Here is a 17,193-nt window from a genome sequence, read left to right on the forward strand (position 1 = left end):
AACGGAAACGGCGGTCAAGAAGCCCGCCGCACGCCGGCCGCGCAAGAAGGCGGAGCCGGTGGAAGCCCCCGACACGACGTCAGCATCCGCCGAAACGCCTTCCGACGCCAAGGCGCCATCGGAAGCGTGACGGAGCCGGGATGCGTTTCGACGTCCCTCTGGTGGAAGGCAGGCTGGTGCGGCGCTACAAGCGCTTCCTGGCCGATGTGGAGGTGGCCGGCGAGATCGTCACCGTCCACTGCGCCAATCCGGGCGCGATGACCGGCCTCACGGCACCGGGCAACCGCGTCTGGCTGTCACGCTCGTCGAATGTGAAGCGCAAGCTGCCATTGTCGTGGGAGATGGTGGAAGCCGCGTTTGGCGACAGGCTGCATGTCGTCGGCATCAACACCGCGCATCCGAACCGCATCGCAGCCGAAGCGATCGCGGAGGGCGCCGTCCCCGAACTCGCCGGCTATGGCGCGCTGCGGCGCGAGGTGCGATACGGCAAGGCGAGCCGCGTCGATATCCTGCTCGAATCGCCGGACAGACCCGCCTGCTACGTGGAGGTGAAGAACGTCCACCTGATGCGCGAGCCCGGCCTTGCGGAGTTTCCCGATTCCGTCACGGCGCGCGGCGCGCGCCACCTGGAGGAACTCGGCGACATGGTGGAGGCAGGCCACCGCGCCGTGATGCTCTTCGTCATCCAGATGCCCGCCGACCGCTTCACGCTCGCCGCCGATATCGACCCGTTCTATGCGAAGGCGTTCGCGCGCGCCCGTGAGCGCGGTGTCGAGGCCCTGGCCCTCGCCTGCCACCTCGACCCCGGCAACGCCGACGCCCCGGCGGCCATCGCCGTCAGCCATCCCGTGCCGATCGTTCCCTGATCTTCAGCCGTGTGTGTAAACGGCATTGAGCCGCGTGCGCGCGATCTCGCGGAAGCCGTAGCGCTTCAGCAGCGCATGCAGATCGGTCTGCCAGCGGCTCTCGCTGTTTTCGAGAATGAGCAGGCGTGGCCACAGGCTTTGCGGCGCCATGGCGAGGAACGGCTCCAGAATGAGGTCCTCCGCCCCCTGCACGTCGAGCTTGATGGCGTCCACATGGTCGAAGCGCTCGTCGCGGATGACGTCGAGCATGGTTCTCGCGGGCACGCGCAGGGTGGGCGCGTTGGCGGAGCCGACGATCTTGATGCTGGCCTCGCCGATGTTGGAGGGATCGAGGAACAGCGTCACCTCCCCCGCCCTGTCGGCGAGCGCGCAGGCGATGGCCTTGACTGTGCCGAAGCGGTTGACGCCAATGTTCCACACCAGCCGCTCGAAAATCTCCGGTTGCGGCTCGATGGCGAGGATGCGCGCGCGCGGCCCGGCGTGCGCCGCCGCGTGCAGGGCATAGAAGCCCGCATTCGCGCCCACGTCGAGGAACACGAAATCCTCCGTGATGGCGCTGCGCAGTATCGCGAGTTCCTCGGCGTCGAAGAATTGCGGCGTGAACAGAACCTTCTTCTCGGAAATGTTGTTGTAGGGCTTGATGCGCATGCGCGCGCCCAGCGCCTCGATGTCGAGCGGCGCGCCGGCGAGACTGCGCAGCACGAGATTGCGCAGGAAGAATGCGCAGCGCCGCCCGGCCCACGTATCCGGCAGCTTGCCTGTCAGCGAGAGCGCCGACCGCACGAACGGTGACGGCGCGTAAGCACCGAAAGGCGCCGCGTCGGTAGGCATGGCTTGTGCGATCACGTCTGTCACCATGAAACGATCATTACACCCCGCCCGGCCCGTAGGCCAGTCCCACAAACATCGCAGCAAGGTCGACGGGAATATCTTGCATGATGCGCCGTCTCGCTTAGATTGGAAAGGATCATCATGCAAGGTTCCGAAACAGGTCTCTTATGAACGAATTCGATGCCGCCGTCGTTGCGCGCCGGTCCAACGACATCATCATCTACGGTCCGGACGCTTTCGTCGGCATGCGCAAGGCGGGTCAGGCGGCGGCCGTGTGCCTCGATCTCCTGACGGATTTCATCAAACCGGGCGTCACGACCGCGCAAATCGATGAACTCGTCGCCAGCTACGGCGAGGAACACGGTTACCTGCCCGCCCAGTTGCTTTACCGCGGCTTCCGCCACACCTGCTGCACGTCGATCAACCATGTCGTGTGCCACGGCCAGCCGAACGACAAGCCGCTGCGCGACGGCGACATCGTCAATGTCGACGTGACGTTCATCGTCGACGGCTGGTATGGCGACTCAAGCCGGATGTACTTCATCGGCGAGGTGTCGCGCAAGGCCCAGCGGCTGGTCGAAGTCACCTACGAATCGCTCGTGCGCGGCATCGCCGCGGTGAAGCCCGGCGCGACGCTCGGCGACATCGGCGCCGCCATCCAGGAATACGCGGAGGGCGAGCGCTGCTCTGTCGTGCGCGATTTCTGCGGCCACGGCGTCGGCCGCTCTTTCCACGAAGCGCCGAGCGTGCTGCACTACGGAAGGCGCGGCGAGGGCGCAAAGCTGCAACAGGGCATGATCTTCACCATCGAGCCGATGATCAACCTCGGCCGCCCGCATGTGAAGGTGCTGTCGGACGGATGGACTGCCGTAACGCGCGACCGCTCGCTCACTGCCCAGTTCGAACACGCCGTCGGCGTGACCGAAACCGGCTGCGAGGTGTTCACCACCTCGCCGGCGGGGCTGCACCATCCGCCGTTTTCCGCGGATGCCTGAGCACGCTTCCTGCGCATCGGCAGCAGGCGCCGGCAGGCCGCAATATGCCGGAACGTGATTCTGCCAGTCCTGGCGGCATCACGTTCCGTGATTCCCCGATTCTTGCGATTGCCTGATTTCAAGGCGGCGCCCGCGTCCGGGACCACGCTTCAGGTCCGCGTGACCTTAACCAGCAGCGAACCTCAGCCTCATGACAGAGCCGGCTTCGTCCGACGAGACGCCCCATTTTCACGGCCATCGCGACCGGTTGCGCGCCCGTTTCCGCGAGGCGGGCGCCGATGCGCTGGCCGATTATGAACTGCTTGAGCTGGTGCTGTTCCGCGCCATCCCGCGCCGCGACGTCAAGCCCATTGCCAAGGATCTGATTCGCCGTTTCGGCAGCTTCGCGGAAGTGCTCACCGCGCCGGAGCGCCTTTTGAGCGAGACGGACGGCATCGGCCCCGGCGCCGTCACCGACCTGAAGCTCATCGAGGCTGCCGCCCGCCGCCTGACGCGCGGCGCCATCGCCGGCCGCTCCGTGCTCGATTCATGGACCGCCGTGCTGGATTACTGCCGCACCGCCATGGCCTTCGCGCCGAAGGAACACTTCCGCGTGCTGTTCCTCGACAAGCGCAACCAGCTCATCGCCGACGAGGAGCAGCAGCGCGGCACCGTCGACCATACGCCGGTCTATCCGCGCGAGGTGGTGAAGCGGGCGCTGGAGCTGTCGGCGAGCGCCCTCATCCTGGTCCACAACCATCCCTCGGGCGACCCCGCGCCCTCCGCCGCCGATATCCGCATGACGCGCGAGATCGTCGACATCGCCAGCCCGCTCGGCATCACGGTGCACGATCATGTCATCGTGGGGCGCAAGGGCCACGCCAGCTTGCGCGGACTGGGCGTCATGTGAGAAACGCGGCCCGGCGGGCCGCGTTGTCGCGCGCCGGTGCTTCCTGGGAGGCGCTGGCGCCTGTCGTCTATCGGCTGCGAATGTCGGCGAAGAAGGTGTCGATGCGCTGCTTGAGCAGCGTGGTCTGATCGTTCACGCTGCCGGCCGCGGCCAGCACGCGCCCGATACCCTCGAACGCCTCCGTGGCACCCTTGTCGATGCCGGCGATATCCCGCGATATCTGCTGGGAGCCCCGCGCCACGTCCTGCACATTGCGGGCGATCTCGCGCGTCGCCGCCTCCTGTTCCTCGATGGCGGCGGAAACGGACGTCGCGATCTGCCCGAGTTCCTCAACCACCTGGTCGATCGACGCGACAGCCTGCGCCGTTGCCCCCGACACCGTCTGGATATCACTGACGTGGCGGGCAATTTCCTCGGTTGCGCGCGCCGTCTGGGAGGCGAGGTTCTTGACCTCGGACGCCACCACGGCAAAGCCGCGTCCCGCCTCGCCGGCCCGCGCCGCCTCGATGGTGGCGTTGAGCGCGAGCAGGTTGGTCTGCGCCGCGATGGAACTGATCAGCGCCACCACCTCGCCGATCTTCTGGGCCGATTCGACCAGGTTCCTGACCGTGCCATCGCTCTTGGCCGTCTCCGCCTCCGCGACTCGCGTCACTTCCTGCGAATGGACCATCTGGCGGGCGATCTCCTGAATGGAACTCGACAACTGTTCCGAGGCGGAGGCCACCGTCTGGCTGGCGCTGGCCGCCTGCCCTGTCGCAACGGCGATGGTGTTCGCCATCTGCATGTCGCGCTGCGCCCCTTCCGATATCTGGCGCGCGATGGCCGTCACCGCGGCGATCGATTCCATCACCGTGCCGATGGTGGCGTTCATCTCACTGTCGAGCCGGGCGATCAGCTCATCGAGCCGCGCGGCATGATGCTCGGCCTTCTGCTCCGCCGCGATCTGCTCGTGGATGTCGATCAGCGACCCGCAAGCCCGCACCGCCCGGCCCTTCGCATCCCGCGCCACGCCGCCCGTGGCCTTGAACCAGCGGTAGCTGCCGTCCTTCATCTTCAGGCGGTTGAGCACCTCGTAACTGCGCGTGCGCCCGGCGAGCGCATCCTGAAAGGCCGCGAAGGTCCGTGCCGCGTCGTCCGGATGCAACCGGTCCGACCAGGCGCTCATGCTGTCGGGAAACTCGGACACCGTCTCGAAACCGAGCAGCCGGCGAAATCCGCCTGTCCATGTCCAGCGGCTGTTGGCGTGGGCGGGATTGCCCTCATAAAGCTGCGCATCCCACAGGCCGATGCCCGCATGGTTGCTCCACAGGTCGACAAGCTGGTCGCCATGGGAGGCCAGCGGCAGGATTTTCTCGAAAACGCCCATCATTCCCCCGACAACACTGAAACGGCGCATGCCGGCACGGCAGCACCGGCGACAGGATCGTCGATGGAGAGGTGATCTCAAACAGGCAAATATGTCAACGATTCAGCTGAATGCGTCTGAAATATACCGCCGATCCGTCATTTTTGTCACGGGGCGGGCACCCCGGCTGCCGACAGGATGCGCGGCAGGGTCTCGGCGATGAGCGCCAGATTGAGACCGATGCCGATGAGGGCGAAGAGCGCGATCATGCCGTAGCGCATGACGCTGGCGCTGCGCTCCTCGCGTGTGAGGGTTTTCAGGGATGTCAGCATGGCGAAGCTCCTTGCCGCCATCCTGCCGCCGGACCCTCAGCGGCAGGTTAACGGCACGAGCCCCGCGCAACACAGGGTGAACGCCGGGTTAAGCCTGGCCGTCGTCTAACGCCGACTCAGTTCGAAGAGACGGCTGCCCGAGGGGGATTTCCAGTTTCGGCTCCCGGGGGGCCGTGGCGCGTGCCTTGCTCTCACGATCCTGGGCCACCTCGTGTACATAACCTTTAAACCCGGTGCTTTGCCAACGCTCCCACAGGTTCGCTTCGAGAATGAGGCTACGGCGGTTGACGAGGATGGCCTCTCTCTTCTTCCGAATTTCCGTCAGGGCTTCCAGGAGGCCGTCCCGTCGTTCCTGCTGTGGGCCGGATAGCTGCGGCAACGCATACATCAGTTTCGGGTCGCAGGGCACTTCCGGCAGGCCTTTATTGACTCTCACCTCCCGGGCCTCTTCACGCAGATTGCGAAGCGCCTCGCGCGCGTTGTCCTGCGTGCCCGGCGAGCACTGCGCCATATAGGCGTTGATATCGTTCTCGATATTATTGAGCCGCAGCGCCAACTCTCCTGGAGGCCTGCTGCTTTTCTTGCACACTTCAGATAAATTTCTGCAGCGTTCAATCGAACTTCTCAAATAATTGACAATACCGTATATTTCATTGCTAAGCTTATCTTTAGATTCGTTCATACCAGAAAAAATCCTCACAAGAATGAGGTCATCCAGCAATTTTGAGCAAAATGTTTCAACATCCTTCTTCATCCGCTCGATCTGGGTCTCGCAATCCTTCCAGGTGACCCTTGCTTTGCCGGGCTCAAGCTTCCTGTCGCTCTTCATATCCTTGGGCTTGGTTTTGGCCTGTTCAGCATTTCGGGTGAGTGCAGCGGATTCGATAGTCTCGACGGCATCTCCGTTCAGCAGATCGGCGTCGCCTCCCCCGCCAACATTGGGCTTCTTGCGAAAATCGTCCAGCTCGTCCAGAAGCCGTCTCACCTCCCAGGAAGAGAAGGGCCTGTCACTATTCCTGAATGCATGCAGGGAGCGGAGCAGGTTTTCCAGACGCCCTTTGTCCGTCAGGGATACATCTTCTACGGTGAACTTGTTTTTGTGGTCATCCGCCAACAACTCCACAGATTCGGCGAAAACCTGCCTTTCTCGTCGATTGAATCGGCCATCGTTACAGCAGGGCAGGAGCCAGGATACCGTCCGGCCGTACCATGCGGAACATCCGCTCCGGACGCTCACCCCTCCATCGGGGCGGCCATACAGCATACCGTAGCTACCGTTGAGATTCCGGATTTTTCCCCTGTATTTATCCACAATATAAACACCAGCGGAACGGCAAAAACTCTCATATGAAACAGAAGACATATCACATCACCATTCAATATATAAATAAGACTGTCTATTTTATATTTTTAAAATTGAATTTAAATTTCGTTTTATTTCCTTTCATGTTCTATTCCCGGCATGAAAAGAGCCACGCGCCTGCCGAGATCAAGCGCCCTCCTGCACCGCCGGGAGGCGCCATAGGCGAGGAGCGCTTCAGTAGCGGGCTCACGGGAGACGCCGGTGCTATTTTTCCGAGAGAATGAAGCCGGCATACTTTCGAGATGTGAAGGCTGCACCCGAGCCCGGCAAAGATATGCCTCGCCATCCAATTATAATGTTTCCGCGGACCCCCACCCGGACCAAAACTCGACCGTGCCGCGGGCCGGAGTATCGCATCGAAAAAGTCAAGCAGACACGGAACCGTTCCCGGTAAGCAGAGCAGCGTTACCGTGCCGATTTCCTTGAGCGCAGCGTCATACCATCGGGCCCCACCCTATGACCAAACGGCTGACCGGAACAGGGGACACGGCACGTAAAAAGCCACATCGCATTAATACTTATGCCATAAACATTCAAACCAACATAAAATAATATAATGCCGACGAATTTATTCGTTAACTAAAATTATAGTTTTTAAATTTTCTTAATTAAATTATTACTTGAAATTATTTCTCAAATATCCAATTCCACGAATGAAAGTACAGTTTTTCCTATATGTACCCCGGCGGTGAATGATCGCAGCCCTCCCGAGAACATATTCTCCTGAAGGCTACCCCATCGTTATCAGAACACGCATTTCCCGAACGCCGGCTCCACGGAACGTCCCCACTGCCCTTCCCACAGGACGAGCAAATCCTCGGCCTGCGTACGCCCGCGCGCAAGGATAGCGTCGAGCGGGTCGAGGTAGCGCGTCTCGTCCTCTCCCGCATCGTCGCGGAAGGCGCGCGCCTTCAGGCCCGCGCGCGCAAGCACCAGTACCTCGCGGCCGATGTCGCGCAACGAGCGTCCCCGAATCGTCGCGGCGAGCCCCTGCACCGGCGCGGCGTCGCGCAAGGCCTGGCGTTCCTCCGCGCTCCAGCCGCGCACGATGTCCCACGCCGCGTCGAGCGCGTTGCGGTCGTAGAGCAGCCCCGCCCACAGGGCGGGCTCGGCGAGCAGCATCGGCACCGGCCCGGCGTCGGAGCCGCGCATTTCCAGGAATTGCTTCAGCCGCACTTCGGGGAACACCGTCGACAGGTGATTCGCCCAGTCCGACAGCGTGGCGCGCTCTCCCTCCAGGCCGGGCATGCGGCCTTCCAGCAGGTCGCGGAACGAGCGGCCCGCGACATCATGATAGGTATCGCCGCGCTTGACGAAATAGGTCGGCACGTCGAGCATCCAGTCGACATAGCGCTCGAAGCCCATGCCGTCCTCGAAGGCGAAGGCGAGCATGCCGGTGCGGTCGGCGTCCGTATCGCGCCAGATGTTGGAGCGGGCGGAGAGAAAGCCGTTCGGCCGCCCTTCCGTGAACGGCGAGTTGGCGAAGAGCGCCGTGGCCAGCGGCTGCAGGGCGAGGCTGACGCGCAGCTTCCGCACCATGTCCGCCTCGCTGCCGAAATCGAGGTTGACCTGCACGGTCGCGGTGCGGAACATCATGTCGAGGCCGAGTTGCCCGACCTTCGGCATGTAGGCGGACATGATGCGGTAGCGCCCCTTGGGCATGACCGGCGTCTCGCCCCGCGTCCACAGCGGACTCATGCCGAGCGTGAGGAAAGCGATGCCGAGCGGCTCGGCGACCGCCTTCACGTCGGCGAGATGGCTCTCCAGTTCCGCCCGCGTTTCATGAACGGTCCGCAGCGGCGCGCCCGAGAGTTCGAACTGCCCGCCCGGCTCCAGCGAGATCGCGCCGCCGCCCACCGGATCGAACAGGCCGATCGGCATGTCGCCTTCGGTGATCGGCTCCCATCCCGTGCGCCGCGCGAGCCCGTCGAGCAGCGCGCGGATGCCGTTGTCGCCCGCGTAGGGAACCGGGCCGTGGCCGTTGCGGTAGAAGGGAATCTTCTCGTGTTCGGTGCCGAGCCGCCATTCGTCCGCCGGGCGGCATCCTCTGGCGATGAACTCGACAAGCTCGTGGCGCGACTCAATCGGCGTAGGGTCGGATGAATCGCGGGCCATGCAGCAGTGTCCTGAAAGGGAGCGGCACCTTGGTGCGCGGTGGAAGTCGGTCGGTTCTGCATAATCCGAACTGTTACATCTCGCAACAATCGGACGAGTTGCCGCGCCCGATCCGTCATGGCGCCCGGCCGGAATGTGACGATTCTCACGCCGCGATCCGGGGAGGCACCATGCCGGCGTCGGCAATGTCCGCATGGAAGAAAACCGCCAGGGCGCGGCACCGCCCCCGAAAAGCTTGCTTGCCGGCTCTGCCCCTGCTGCCGTACAAACCGGCAATGAAACAGATCAGGGGCCTGAGCGGGCGCGATCTTTTCCGGAAAGTGGTATCCACGTCCGGGAAGCGCGCTCCAGCGGGAAAAGGACTGGCGGACGGGCCGCCGGAAATGCCATGTCGCAGACGCATCCTGCCCTGACGGACAAAGACTTCGGCCGCGTCGGGGATGCCATCGTGGAAGCGGGCCGAATCGCGCTCTCCTTCTTCACGGAAGGAGCGCGAACACGCGCGGCCGTCACCCTCAAGAACGACCGCTCCCCCGTCACGGAGGCGGATATCGCCGTCGACCGCTTCCTGCACGAGGCGCTGCTGCGCATCAGGCCCGACGCGGGCTGGCTGTCGGAGGAATCGGCCGACGATTCCGCCCGCCTCGATCGCCCCACCGTCTGGATTGTCGATCCCATCGACGGCACGCGCGCCTTCGCGGAGGGCGCGCGCGACTGGGCGGTCAGCGTCGCGCTCGTGCATGCGGGCCAGCCGCTGGCGGGCATCCTGTGGGCGCCGGCGCTCTCCTTGCGCTATGAGGCGCGCGCGGGCGCCGGCGCGCTGCGCAACGGCCTGCCCATCGGCGTATCGCGGCAGGCGGAGATCGCGGGCGCGCGCGTGGCAGGCCCGCGCGGAATGCTCGACATGCTGTGCGAGCGGGGCCACGCCGTCGTCGCCATGCCGCGCGAGCCTTCGCTCGCCCTGCGCATCGCCCGTGTGGCGGACGCCGCGCTCGACGCCGGCCTCGCCTCCTCCAACGCGCACGACTGGGACATCGCCGCCGCCGACATCATCCTGCGCGAGGCGGGCGGCCAGCTCGGCACGCTCGACGGTGCGCGCCTGCGCTACAACACCCGCGCGCCGGTGCACGGGCGCCTCATCGGCGCCAACAGCACGCTCGCGCCCCTCCTCGCCGCGGCGCTGGCGCGGGAGAAGGGCTCCCCATGACGCACGAAGCCGTTCGCGTCCAGCCGGCGACGACCGGTTTTTCGCCTCTGTCCGGTTGTGCGCAAGCCAATCTTCGGGCAGGGATAGCCATGAAATCGGCGCAAACCGGTATCATTGCGCTTGCGCTTTCTACTTCTCCAGTCAGGGCCAGAAGACCATCATGACCGACGCTCCCAAACAGTTGCTCCACCTCGTGTTCGGCGGCGAACTGACCGATCTCGACGGTAGCGAGTTCCGCGATCTCGCCAAGCTCGATATCGTCGGCATCTACCCGAACTACGCGCAAGCCCACGCGGCCTGGAAGGCGAAGTCGCAGTCGAACGTCGACAACGCGCACATGCGTTACTTCGTCGTGCACCTGCACCGCCTGCTCGACCCGGACGCGACGGCGTGACGGCGAGACGGGCGACGGCGACATCATGGCGCTGTTGAAGCGGATCGTCCGCTCCCGCCCGGTGCAGGCGACGCTCGGCGCCCTGCTCGCCGGCTATCTGCGCCTCGTACGCGCCACGAGCCGCACCGTCACCCACCCGCCGGACCTCTACGAGAAGGCGGGCGGGCTGATGCCGGTGATCGTCGCCATGTGGCACGGCCAGCATTTCATGGTGCCCTTCGCCCGCCGCCCGCAGGACCCGGCAGCGGCACTGGTGTCGCGCCACGGCGACGGCGAGTTCAACGCGCTCGCCCTGCAGCGGCTCGGCATCCGCGCCATCCGCGGCTCGGGCGCGCGCGAGCGGGCGCGCATGCACGAGAAGGGCGGCGTCGCGGCGCTGCGGGAACTCCTGAAGGCGCTGGGAGGCGGCGAGCTGGTGGTGCTGACAGCCGATATCCCGAAGGTTTCCCGCCGCTGCGGCCCGGGCATCGTGCTGCTCGCGCGCATGTCCGGGCGGCCGATCGTGCCGATCGCGGTGGTGTCCAGCCGGCGGCTCGACTTCAGAAGCTGGGACCATGCGTCCATCGGCCTGCCGTTCGGACGCATCGCCATGGTGGTCGGCGAACCGCTGTTCGTGCCCCGCGACGCGGACGAGGCCGCGCTGGAGACGATTCGCCGTGACGTTGAACAATCGCTGGACGCCGTTCACGCGCGCGCGTATGCCATGGTCGGCTCGGCCGACCCCGGCGTGAGCGCGGATGTTCACAGGCAGGCGTAACCCGCCCGGAAAGCGGCCCTGCGGCCGCATCCCTGAATTCAGGACCAGAGTACACATCAATTGACGAGCGCAGGTCAGGACATTCCGGTACGGAGCAGGCGTCGGCGCACCTCCCTTCCCTTTTGCGGGCGGGACGCCTTCCGCCGGGCGGAGCCGGCCCCATGACCGCACGGACTCCCTGGCCGCTGACCGTCTACCGGCTGACGACCGCCGCGCTTGCGCCGCTCCTTGGCGGAGTGCTGGCCTACCGCGCCCGCAAGGGCAAGGAAGACCGCACCCGGCAGGGCGAGCGGCGCGGCATTCCGGGGCGCGAGCGCCCGCCTGGCCCGCTCGCCTGGCTGCATGGCGCGAGCGTCGGCGAGACGACGTCGCTCCTGCCCGTCGTGGAACGGCTGACACGGCAAGGCTTCACCGTGCTCGTCACCTCCGGCACCGTCACGTCCGCCCGCCTGCTGGCGGCGCGCCTGCCCGGCCACGCCCTGCACCAGTATGTCCCGCTCGACGTGCCGGCCTACATGGAGCGCTTCCTCGACTACTGGCGACCGGATCTGGTACTGATCGCCGAATCGGAAATCTGGCCGAACGCGCTGGTCGGGATCAGGGACAGGGGCATCCCGGCGCTGCTGCTGAACGCGCGCATGTCCGAGCGCTCGTTCCGCCGCTGGCAGCGGCTTCCCGCCACGGCGAGCGCCATGCTGCAGCACTTCGACCTCTGCCTCGCGCAGTCGGCGGCGGACGGCGAACGACTGGAACGCCTCGGCGCGCCGCGCGTCGTGGTCGCCGGCAACATCAAGTACGACGTCCCCGCGCCGCCGGCGAACCCGGCGACCGTGGCGACGCTGTCGGCCATCGTCGGCGAGCGCCCCGTGTGGATCGCCGCCAGTACGCATCCCGGCGAGGACGATCTCGTGCTGCAGGCCCACGCACTGCTGCAGCCGACCCATCCCGACCTGCTGACCATCATCGTGCCGCGCCACCCCGAGCGCGGCGCGGACATCGCGGCGCTTGCAGGCGCGCGCGGCCTGCCGGCAGGTCTGCGCTCCGCCGGCACCCTGCCGGAGCGGCATCTCGCGGTGCATGTCGCGGACACGATCGGCGAACTCGGCCTGTTCTTCCGGCTGGCGCCCGTCGCCTTCATCGGCGGCTCGCTCGTACCCCACGGCGGGCAGAATCCCATCGAGCCGGCGAAGCTCGGGACGGCCATCGTGCATGGGCCCCACGTGCGCAATTTCGCGGACGTCTACCGCACGCTCGACGACGCGCAGGCGGCATGGCGCGTCGACGACGCCCATGGGCTGGCCGAGGCGGTCTACACGCTCCTCTCCCAGCCGTCGCGCGCGCGGGCGATGGCACGGGCCGCCGCCAGCACCGTCAATGCGCTGGGCGGGGCCGTGGAAACCACCATGCGGGCGATCGATCCCTACATCCTGCACATGCATCTGATCGCGCGATAAAAGGGGCCGATGGCCGGAACCGGCGTGCCTGGCCGGCCGTTGTGAGCGGGCGAGATGCGCGAAACGGCCGCGCTTGGGAAAGGATACCGCGATGCGTGCCCCTGATTTCTGGTGGCCTTCCACACCCACCTTCGCCGCCCGCTGTCTCCAGCCTGTGGGCGCGGTTTACGGCACGATCACCTCCCGGCGTATGCGCCTCGCGGGCGCTGTGCCGGGCAAGCCCGTCATCTGCGTGGGCAATTTCACCGCCGGCGGCGCGGGCAAGACGCCGACGGCCATCGCTCTCGCGCGGCGCCTCGCGGCGCTCGGCCATGGCATCGCTTTCCTCACGCGCGGCTACGGCGGCCGGCAGCGCGGCCCGCTGCTGCTCGGCCATGACGACCCGCACGACGAACCGGTGACGGAGTATACCCATGTCGATGTCGGCGACGAGCCGCTGCTCCTCGCCCGTTACGCACCCGTCATGGTGGCGCGCGACAGACGGGCGGGGCTCGACGCGCTGCTGGCGGACGGGGGCGTACGGCCGGATGTCGTGATCATGGACGACGGCCTGCAGAACCCCTCCATTTCCCGGACGCTGAGCTTCGCCGTGGTCGACGCGCAGACCGGCATCGGCAATGGCCTGTGCATTCCCGCCGGCCCTCTGCGCGCGCCGCTGGCGCAGCAGTTGCCTCATGTCGACGCGCTGATCGTCATCGGCAGCGGCACGGCGGGCGACCGCGTCATCGCCGCCGCCGCCGCGCTGGGCAAGCCGGTGTTCGCCGCGCATCTGGAGGCGGACGCGGACGCCGCCCGCCTCGTGCGGGGCAGGCGCGTGCTGGCGTTCGCCGGGATCGGGCGGCCGGAAAAATTCTTCGATACGCTGGAGAAAATCGGCGCGGAAATCGTGCAGCGCAAGGCCTTTCCCGACCACGCTCCCTTCACACCCGCGCAGATCGCGGCGCTGGAGGACGAGGCCCTGCGGAACGACCTGCTTCCGGTAACGACGGAGAAGGACGCCGTGCGCCTTCTAGCCCTCACCGCCGCGCCGCACCTGCGCGCCTCGATGGCCGTGCTGCCGGTCGAGGTCGTCTTCGACGATGAAGACGGCCTGCGCGCGTATCTCGCACGCGCCCTGCCGGAGCCCTCGGCGCCGCTGCTCGACACCGGCACCTGAGAAGGACCGTCGATCAGGCCGGCGGCGTCTGCTTTCCGCCGATTTTCCCCAGCCCGACAAGACGCTGGCGCACGGCTTCCGGCGAGGCGTAGGCTTCCTGCAGATCCACGTTCCAGTAACGCAGGTCGTCGAGCGGGATGACCTTGCCCGTCACCGCGCAGCGCACGAAGGTACCCGGCCGCACGACGCGGAAATCGCCGTCCAGATACTGGACGGAGGCTTCGCCGCCGGCCGGGAAGCGATGATCGTGTCGATTCATGATGCTGTCTTTCATAGCAATTCTGGCTAGAGCGCGTTCCGATCAGATGGAATCATCTGATCGATCAGAATTCGCTCAAAATTAAGGAATCGAGAATCTGTCCCGTTTCAACATAAACACGACAGATTCTAGTCCGCCGTGGTAGTATACGCTCATTCGCCGGCTATGCGTCAATCGCATATCATCTGCGCATATCATTCGCCGCCACCGAAGAGCGTGGGCTGGACGGGCGGCGGCGCGGCGGCGCCGGATTTGCGCTTGCGCCCGCGTGTGGCGGGCTGCGCGCCCTCGCCCTGCGCGGTGGCGCCCACCTTGCCGTCCGCGAACACGAGTTCGAGCGCCATGCCCTCCGACACCGCCGCGCGCGTGCGCACCGTGTGGCCCTCGCTGTCGAGCACGATGGCGTAGCCGCGCGCCAGCACGCCCTTGTGGCTGAGGCTTTCCACCAGTTTCCACAGGTTGTCGACCCGCGCCCTCTCCGCCGCGAGCCTTGCGGCACGGGCATTGGCGAGCCTTGTCCCCGCAATTGTCAACCGCTCGCGGCCCGCCTCCGCCCGCAGTCGCAGCGGCTGGAGCGACAGGCGCGACACCGCTCGCGTCAGGATTGCCGCCCGCCGCTCGATGCCATGGGCGAAGCCACGGCCGAGCCCCTGCGCCGCCGTGGCCCAGCGCGCCCGCGCACGCTCCAGCAATACGAGTGGCGACAGGCGCGCGAGTTTCTGGCCTGCCGCCGCCAGCCGCGCCTCGTGGCGGCGCACGCCCGCGCCGAGCATGTGCACCAGCCGCCCGCCGGCGAGATCGAGACGCTGGCGCGCCCCGGCGAGCAGATTATCGGCGGAGGGCAGCGCGCGCGTCAGCGCCCGCAGGTCGCTCGCCCGCCTCTCGCCCAGGCGCATCATCGCACCGCGATGGCGGCGGGCAAGATCGGCTATCGCCGCCAGCAGATCGAGCCGCACCGGCACCACCTTTTCGGCTGCCGCCGTGGGCGTGGGGGCACGCAAATCCGCCGCGAGATCGATCAGCGTCCAGTCCGTCTCGTGGCCGATGGCGGAGACGAGCGGGATGGCGCTTTCCGCTGCCGCCCGCACGACGACTTCCTCGTTGAACGACCAAAGGTCCTCCAGCGAACCGCCGCCGCGCGCCACGATCAGCACATCCGGTCGCGGCACGGGGCCGGTTGGGCCGTTCATGGCCTGCGGCAGTGCGTTGAAGCCGCGAATCGCCGCCGCCACCTCGGCGGCGCTCGTCTCCCCCTGCACCCGGACAGGCCACACCAGCACCCAGCGGGGAAAACGGTCGGCGAGCCGATGCAGGATGTCGCGGATCACCGCACCTGTGGGCGACGTCACCACGCCGATGACCTCGGGCAGGAACGGCAGCGGCCGCTTGCGCGATTCGTCGAACAGCCCCTCGGCCGCGAGTTTCCTGCGTCGTTCCTCCAGAATGGCCATCAGCGCGCCGACGCCCGCCGGCTCCAGGCTCTCGATGACGATCTGGTAGCGCGAGGAAGCCGGGAAGGTCGTGACGCGCCCGACGGCGATCACCTCCATGCCCTCCTCGGGGCGGATCCTGAGCTTCTGGAAAACGCCCTTCCAGATCACGGCGTCGATGCGCGCGCCCTCGTCCTTGAGCCCGAAATAGGCGTGGCCCGAGGAATGCGGCCCGCGATAGCCGGTGACCTCGCCGCGCAGGCGCACGTGCCCGAAGGCGTCCTCCAGCGTGCGCTTCAGCGCGCCAGACAGCGAGGAGACGGTCCATTCCGGCGCGTTGGTGACGGGTTCGGTATCGGCGGGCTTGCGATTCATGCGCCCACCTTAAGGGAAGGCGCGCGGCGCGTCATCTGCATATGGCGCACCGCCATGAGGCGTGCTAAACGCGCCCCTGAGATGGAGAACATTCAAGGTATGGAGCGCCGGATGAACATACTGCTGCTGGGAGCCGGCGGGCGGGAGCACGCGCTGGCGTGGGCCATCGCCAAGAGCCCGCTCACGGGGAAGCTGTTCATCGCGCCCGGCAATCCGGGCACCGCGCAGGTCGGCACGAATGTCGCGCTCGACATCACCGATCACGCGGCCGTCGTCGCCTTCTGCCGCGAGAACGCCATCGGTCTCGTCGTCGTGGGGCCGGAAGCGCCGCTGGTGGCCGGCATTGTGGACGACCTCGCGGCGGCCGGCATCCCCGCCTTCGGCCCGCGCAGGATTCCGGCGCAGCTCGAAGGCTCCAAGAGCTTCACCAAGGAACTGTGCGACGAGTTCGGCATTCCCACCGCCGCCTATGCGCGCTTCACGGAGGCGGAACCCGCCCTCGCCTACGTGCGCAGGCACGGCGCGCGCGTGGTGGTGAAGGCGGACGGGCTGGCGGCCGGCAAGGGCGTCGTGGTGGCGGAAACCGTGGAGCAGGCGGAGGAAGCGGTGCGTACCGTGTTCTCCGGCGTCTTCGGCGTGGCGGGCGCGGCCGTCGTTATCGAGGATTTCCTTCCCGGCGAGGAAGCGAGCTTCTTCGCGCTCAGCGACGGCGAAACCGCCATTCCATTCGGCTCCGCGCAGGATCATAAACGCGCCTTCGACGGCGACACCGGCCCCAACACCGGCGGCATGGGCGCGTATTCCCCCGCGCCGGTGGTGACGCCCGCAGTTGCCGAGCGCGTCATGCGCGAGATCATCAATCCCACCGTCGCCGGCCTCAAGGCGCGCGGCACGCCCTACAGGGGCGTTCTCTACGCGGGGCTGATGATCGGCGCGGACGGGCCGAGGCTCATCGAATACAACGCCCGTTTCGGCGACCCGGAGTGCCAGGTGCTGATGCTGCGCCTGCGCGCGGACATCGTCGCCCTGTTCCTCGCCACCGTCGAGGGGCGGCTGGCGGAAGCCTCGGTCACGTGGAGCGACGATGCCGCGCTCACCGTGGTGCTGGCGGCGCGCGGCTATCCCGGCCCGGTCGAGAAGGGCAGCCGCATCCGCAACATCGAGGCGGCGGAGGCGATCGAGGGCGTGACGGTATTCCACGCCGGCACACGCGCGGTCGACGGCCACATCGAGGCGAACGGGGGGCGGGTGCTCAACGTCACCGCGCTCGCGCCCACCATCGGGGAAGCCCAGGCACGCGCCTACGAGGCCGTGCGGGCCATCGACTGGCCGGAAGGCTTTTCGCGCTCCGACATCGGCTGGCGGGCGATTGCGCGCGTGACTTGAGCGCATCGCTGCGCTACAGCCTTTCTCATTCTTTCAATA

At 66.6% G+C, this 17,193-nt stretch carries 15 protein-coding genes and 2 pseudogenes; 9 read left to right on the plus strand and 8 right to left on the minus strand.

Features of this window, described 5'->3' with window-relative positions; genetic code table 11:
* The first annotated feature begins 140 nt into the window (after positions 1-140).
* On the plus strand, positions 141-866 hold the full coding sequence (gene sfsA / locus ACFFJ7_RS20090; RefSeq protein ID WP_377594786.1) for a DNA/RNA nuclease SfsA: 726 nt from the start codon (positions 141-143) through the stop codon (positions 864-866).
* Positions 867-869: 3 nt separating this feature from the next.
* On the opposite strand, the gene ACFFJ7_RS20095 is transcribed toward sfsA, so the two are convergent.
* Entirely contained in the window at positions 870-1,724 is an 855-nt protein-coding gene (locus tag ACFFJ7_RS20095) for an FkbM family methyltransferase (RefSeq protein WP_246225401.1), read from the minus strand.
* 140 nt (positions 1,725-1,864) lie between these two features.
* On the opposite strand from ACFFJ7_RS20095, the gene map reads away from it, so the two are divergent.
* Entirely contained in the window at positions 1,865-2,692 is an 828-nt protein-coding gene (gene map, locus ACFFJ7_RS20100) for a type I methionyl aminopeptidase (protein ID WP_166955006.1), read from the plus strand.
* 190 nt (positions 2,693-2,882) lie between these two features.
* Complete coding sequence (gene radC, locus ACFFJ7_RS20105) at positions 2,883-3,581, plus strand: RadC family protein (RefSeq protein WP_166955002.1); 699 nt, start codon at positions 2,883-2,885, stop codon at positions 3,579-3,581.
* A 222-nt stretch (positions 3,582-3,803) separates the two neighbouring features.
* Here the strand turns inward: radC and ACFFJ7_RS20995 are convergent.
* The 5 genes and pseudogenes from ACFFJ7_RS20995 to ACFFJ7_RS20125 form a co-directional block, all read right to left on the minus strand.
* Positions 3,804-4,179, minus strand: a pseudogene (locus tag ACFFJ7_RS20995) (methyl-accepting chemotaxis protein); the annotation flags it as partial.
* A gap of 339 nt (positions 4,180-4,518) precedes the next feature.
* Positions 4,519-4,977, minus strand: a pseudogene (locus ACFFJ7_RS21000) (PAS domain-containing protein); the annotation flags it as partial.
* A 116-nt stretch (positions 4,978-5,093) separates the two neighbouring features.
* Positions 5,094-5,258 (minus strand): hypothetical protein, encoded by a 165-nt coding sequence (locus tag ACFFJ7_RS20115; protein ID WP_166954986.1) that lies wholly within the window; start codon positions 5,256-5,258, stop codon positions 5,094-5,096.
* A gap of 88 nt (positions 5,259-5,346) precedes the next feature.
* Positions 5,347-6,621 carry a hypothetical protein gene (locus ACFFJ7_RS20120; RefSeq protein ID WP_377594793.1) on the minus strand — a complete coding sequence of 425 codons (1,275 nt, stop codon included), beginning with the start codon at positions 6,619-6,621 and terminating at the stop codon, positions 5,347-5,349.
* Positions 6,622-7,365: 744 nt separating this feature from the next.
* Entirely contained in the window at positions 7,366-8,736 is a 1,371-nt protein-coding gene (locus tag ACFFJ7_RS20125) for a glutamate--cysteine ligase (protein ID WP_377594795.1), read from the minus strand.
* Positions 8,737-9,124: 388 nt separating this feature from the next.
* On the opposite strand from ACFFJ7_RS20125, the gene ACFFJ7_RS20130 reads away from it, so the two are divergent.
* The 5 genes from ACFFJ7_RS20130 to lpxK all read left to right on the plus strand — a co-directional run bounded on the left by ACFFJ7_RS20130 (position 9,125) and on the right by lpxK (position 13,704).
* Positions 9,125-9,943 (plus strand): 3'(2'),5'-bisphosphate nucleotidase CysQ, encoded by an 819-nt coding sequence (locus ACFFJ7_RS20130; RefSeq protein ID WP_377594797.1) that lies wholly within the window; start codon positions 9,125-9,127, stop codon positions 9,941-9,943.
* Positions 9,944-10,103: 160 nt separating this feature from the next.
* A complete protein-coding gene (locus ACFFJ7_RS20135) occupies positions 10,104-10,337 on the plus strand; it encodes a DUF4170 domain-containing protein (RefSeq protein WP_166954978.1) in 234 nt (77 codons plus the stop codon).
* 25 nt (positions 10,338-10,362) lie between these two features.
* Positions 10,363-11,094 (plus strand): lysophospholipid acyltransferase family protein, encoded by a 732-nt coding sequence (locus ACFFJ7_RS20140; protein WP_166954976.1) that lies wholly within the window; start codon positions 10,363-10,365, stop codon positions 11,092-11,094.
* Between the two features lie 161 nt (positions 11,095-11,255).
* Positions 11,256-12,548, plus strand: coding sequence for a 3-deoxy-D-manno-octulosonic acid transferase (locus ACFFJ7_RS20145; protein WP_377594800.1), 1,293 nt, complete (start codon positions 11,256-11,258; stop codon positions 12,546-12,548).
* A 91-nt stretch (positions 12,549-12,639) separates the two neighbouring features.
* Positions 12,640-13,704 carry a tetraacyldisaccharide 4'-kinase gene (gene lpxK / locus ACFFJ7_RS20150; protein ID WP_377594802.1) on the plus strand — a complete coding sequence of 355 codons (1,065 nt, stop codon included), beginning with the start codon at positions 12,640-12,642 and terminating at the stop codon, positions 13,702-13,704.
* Positions 13,705-13,717: 13 nt separating this feature from the next.
* On the opposite strand, the gene ACFFJ7_RS20155 is transcribed toward lpxK, so the two are convergent.
* Both ACFFJ7_RS20155 and xseA read right to left on the minus strand, forming a co-directional pair.
* The gene (locus ACFFJ7_RS20155; protein ID WP_166954970.1) at positions 13,718-13,963 is read right to left on the minus strand and encodes a DUF2093 domain-containing protein; all 246 of its coding nucleotides are present in this window, start codon (positions 13,961-13,963) and stop codon (positions 13,718-13,720) included.
* 194 nt (positions 13,964-14,157) lie between these two features.
* Positions 14,158-15,768 carry an exodeoxyribonuclease VII large subunit gene (gene xseA, locus ACFFJ7_RS20160; RefSeq protein ID WP_377594804.1) on the minus strand — a complete coding sequence of 537 codons (1,611 nt, stop codon included), beginning with the start codon at positions 15,766-15,768 and terminating at the stop codon, positions 14,158-14,160.
* Positions 15,769-15,879: 111 nt separating this feature from the next.
* On the opposite strand from xseA, the gene purD reads away from it, so the two are divergent.
* Entirely contained in the window at positions 15,880-17,154 is a 1,275-nt protein-coding gene (gene purD / locus ACFFJ7_RS20165) for a phosphoribosylamine--glycine ligase (protein WP_377594806.1), read from the plus strand.
* The last annotated feature ends 39 nt before the right edge of the window (positions 17,155-17,193 follow it).

Source organism: Pseudochelatococcus lubricantis (genome assembly GCF_042432495.1).
GTDB classification, from domain to species: domain Bacteria; phylum Pseudomonadota; class Alphaproteobacteria; order Rhizobiales; family Beijerinckiaceae; genus Pseudochelatococcus; species Pseudochelatococcus lubricantis.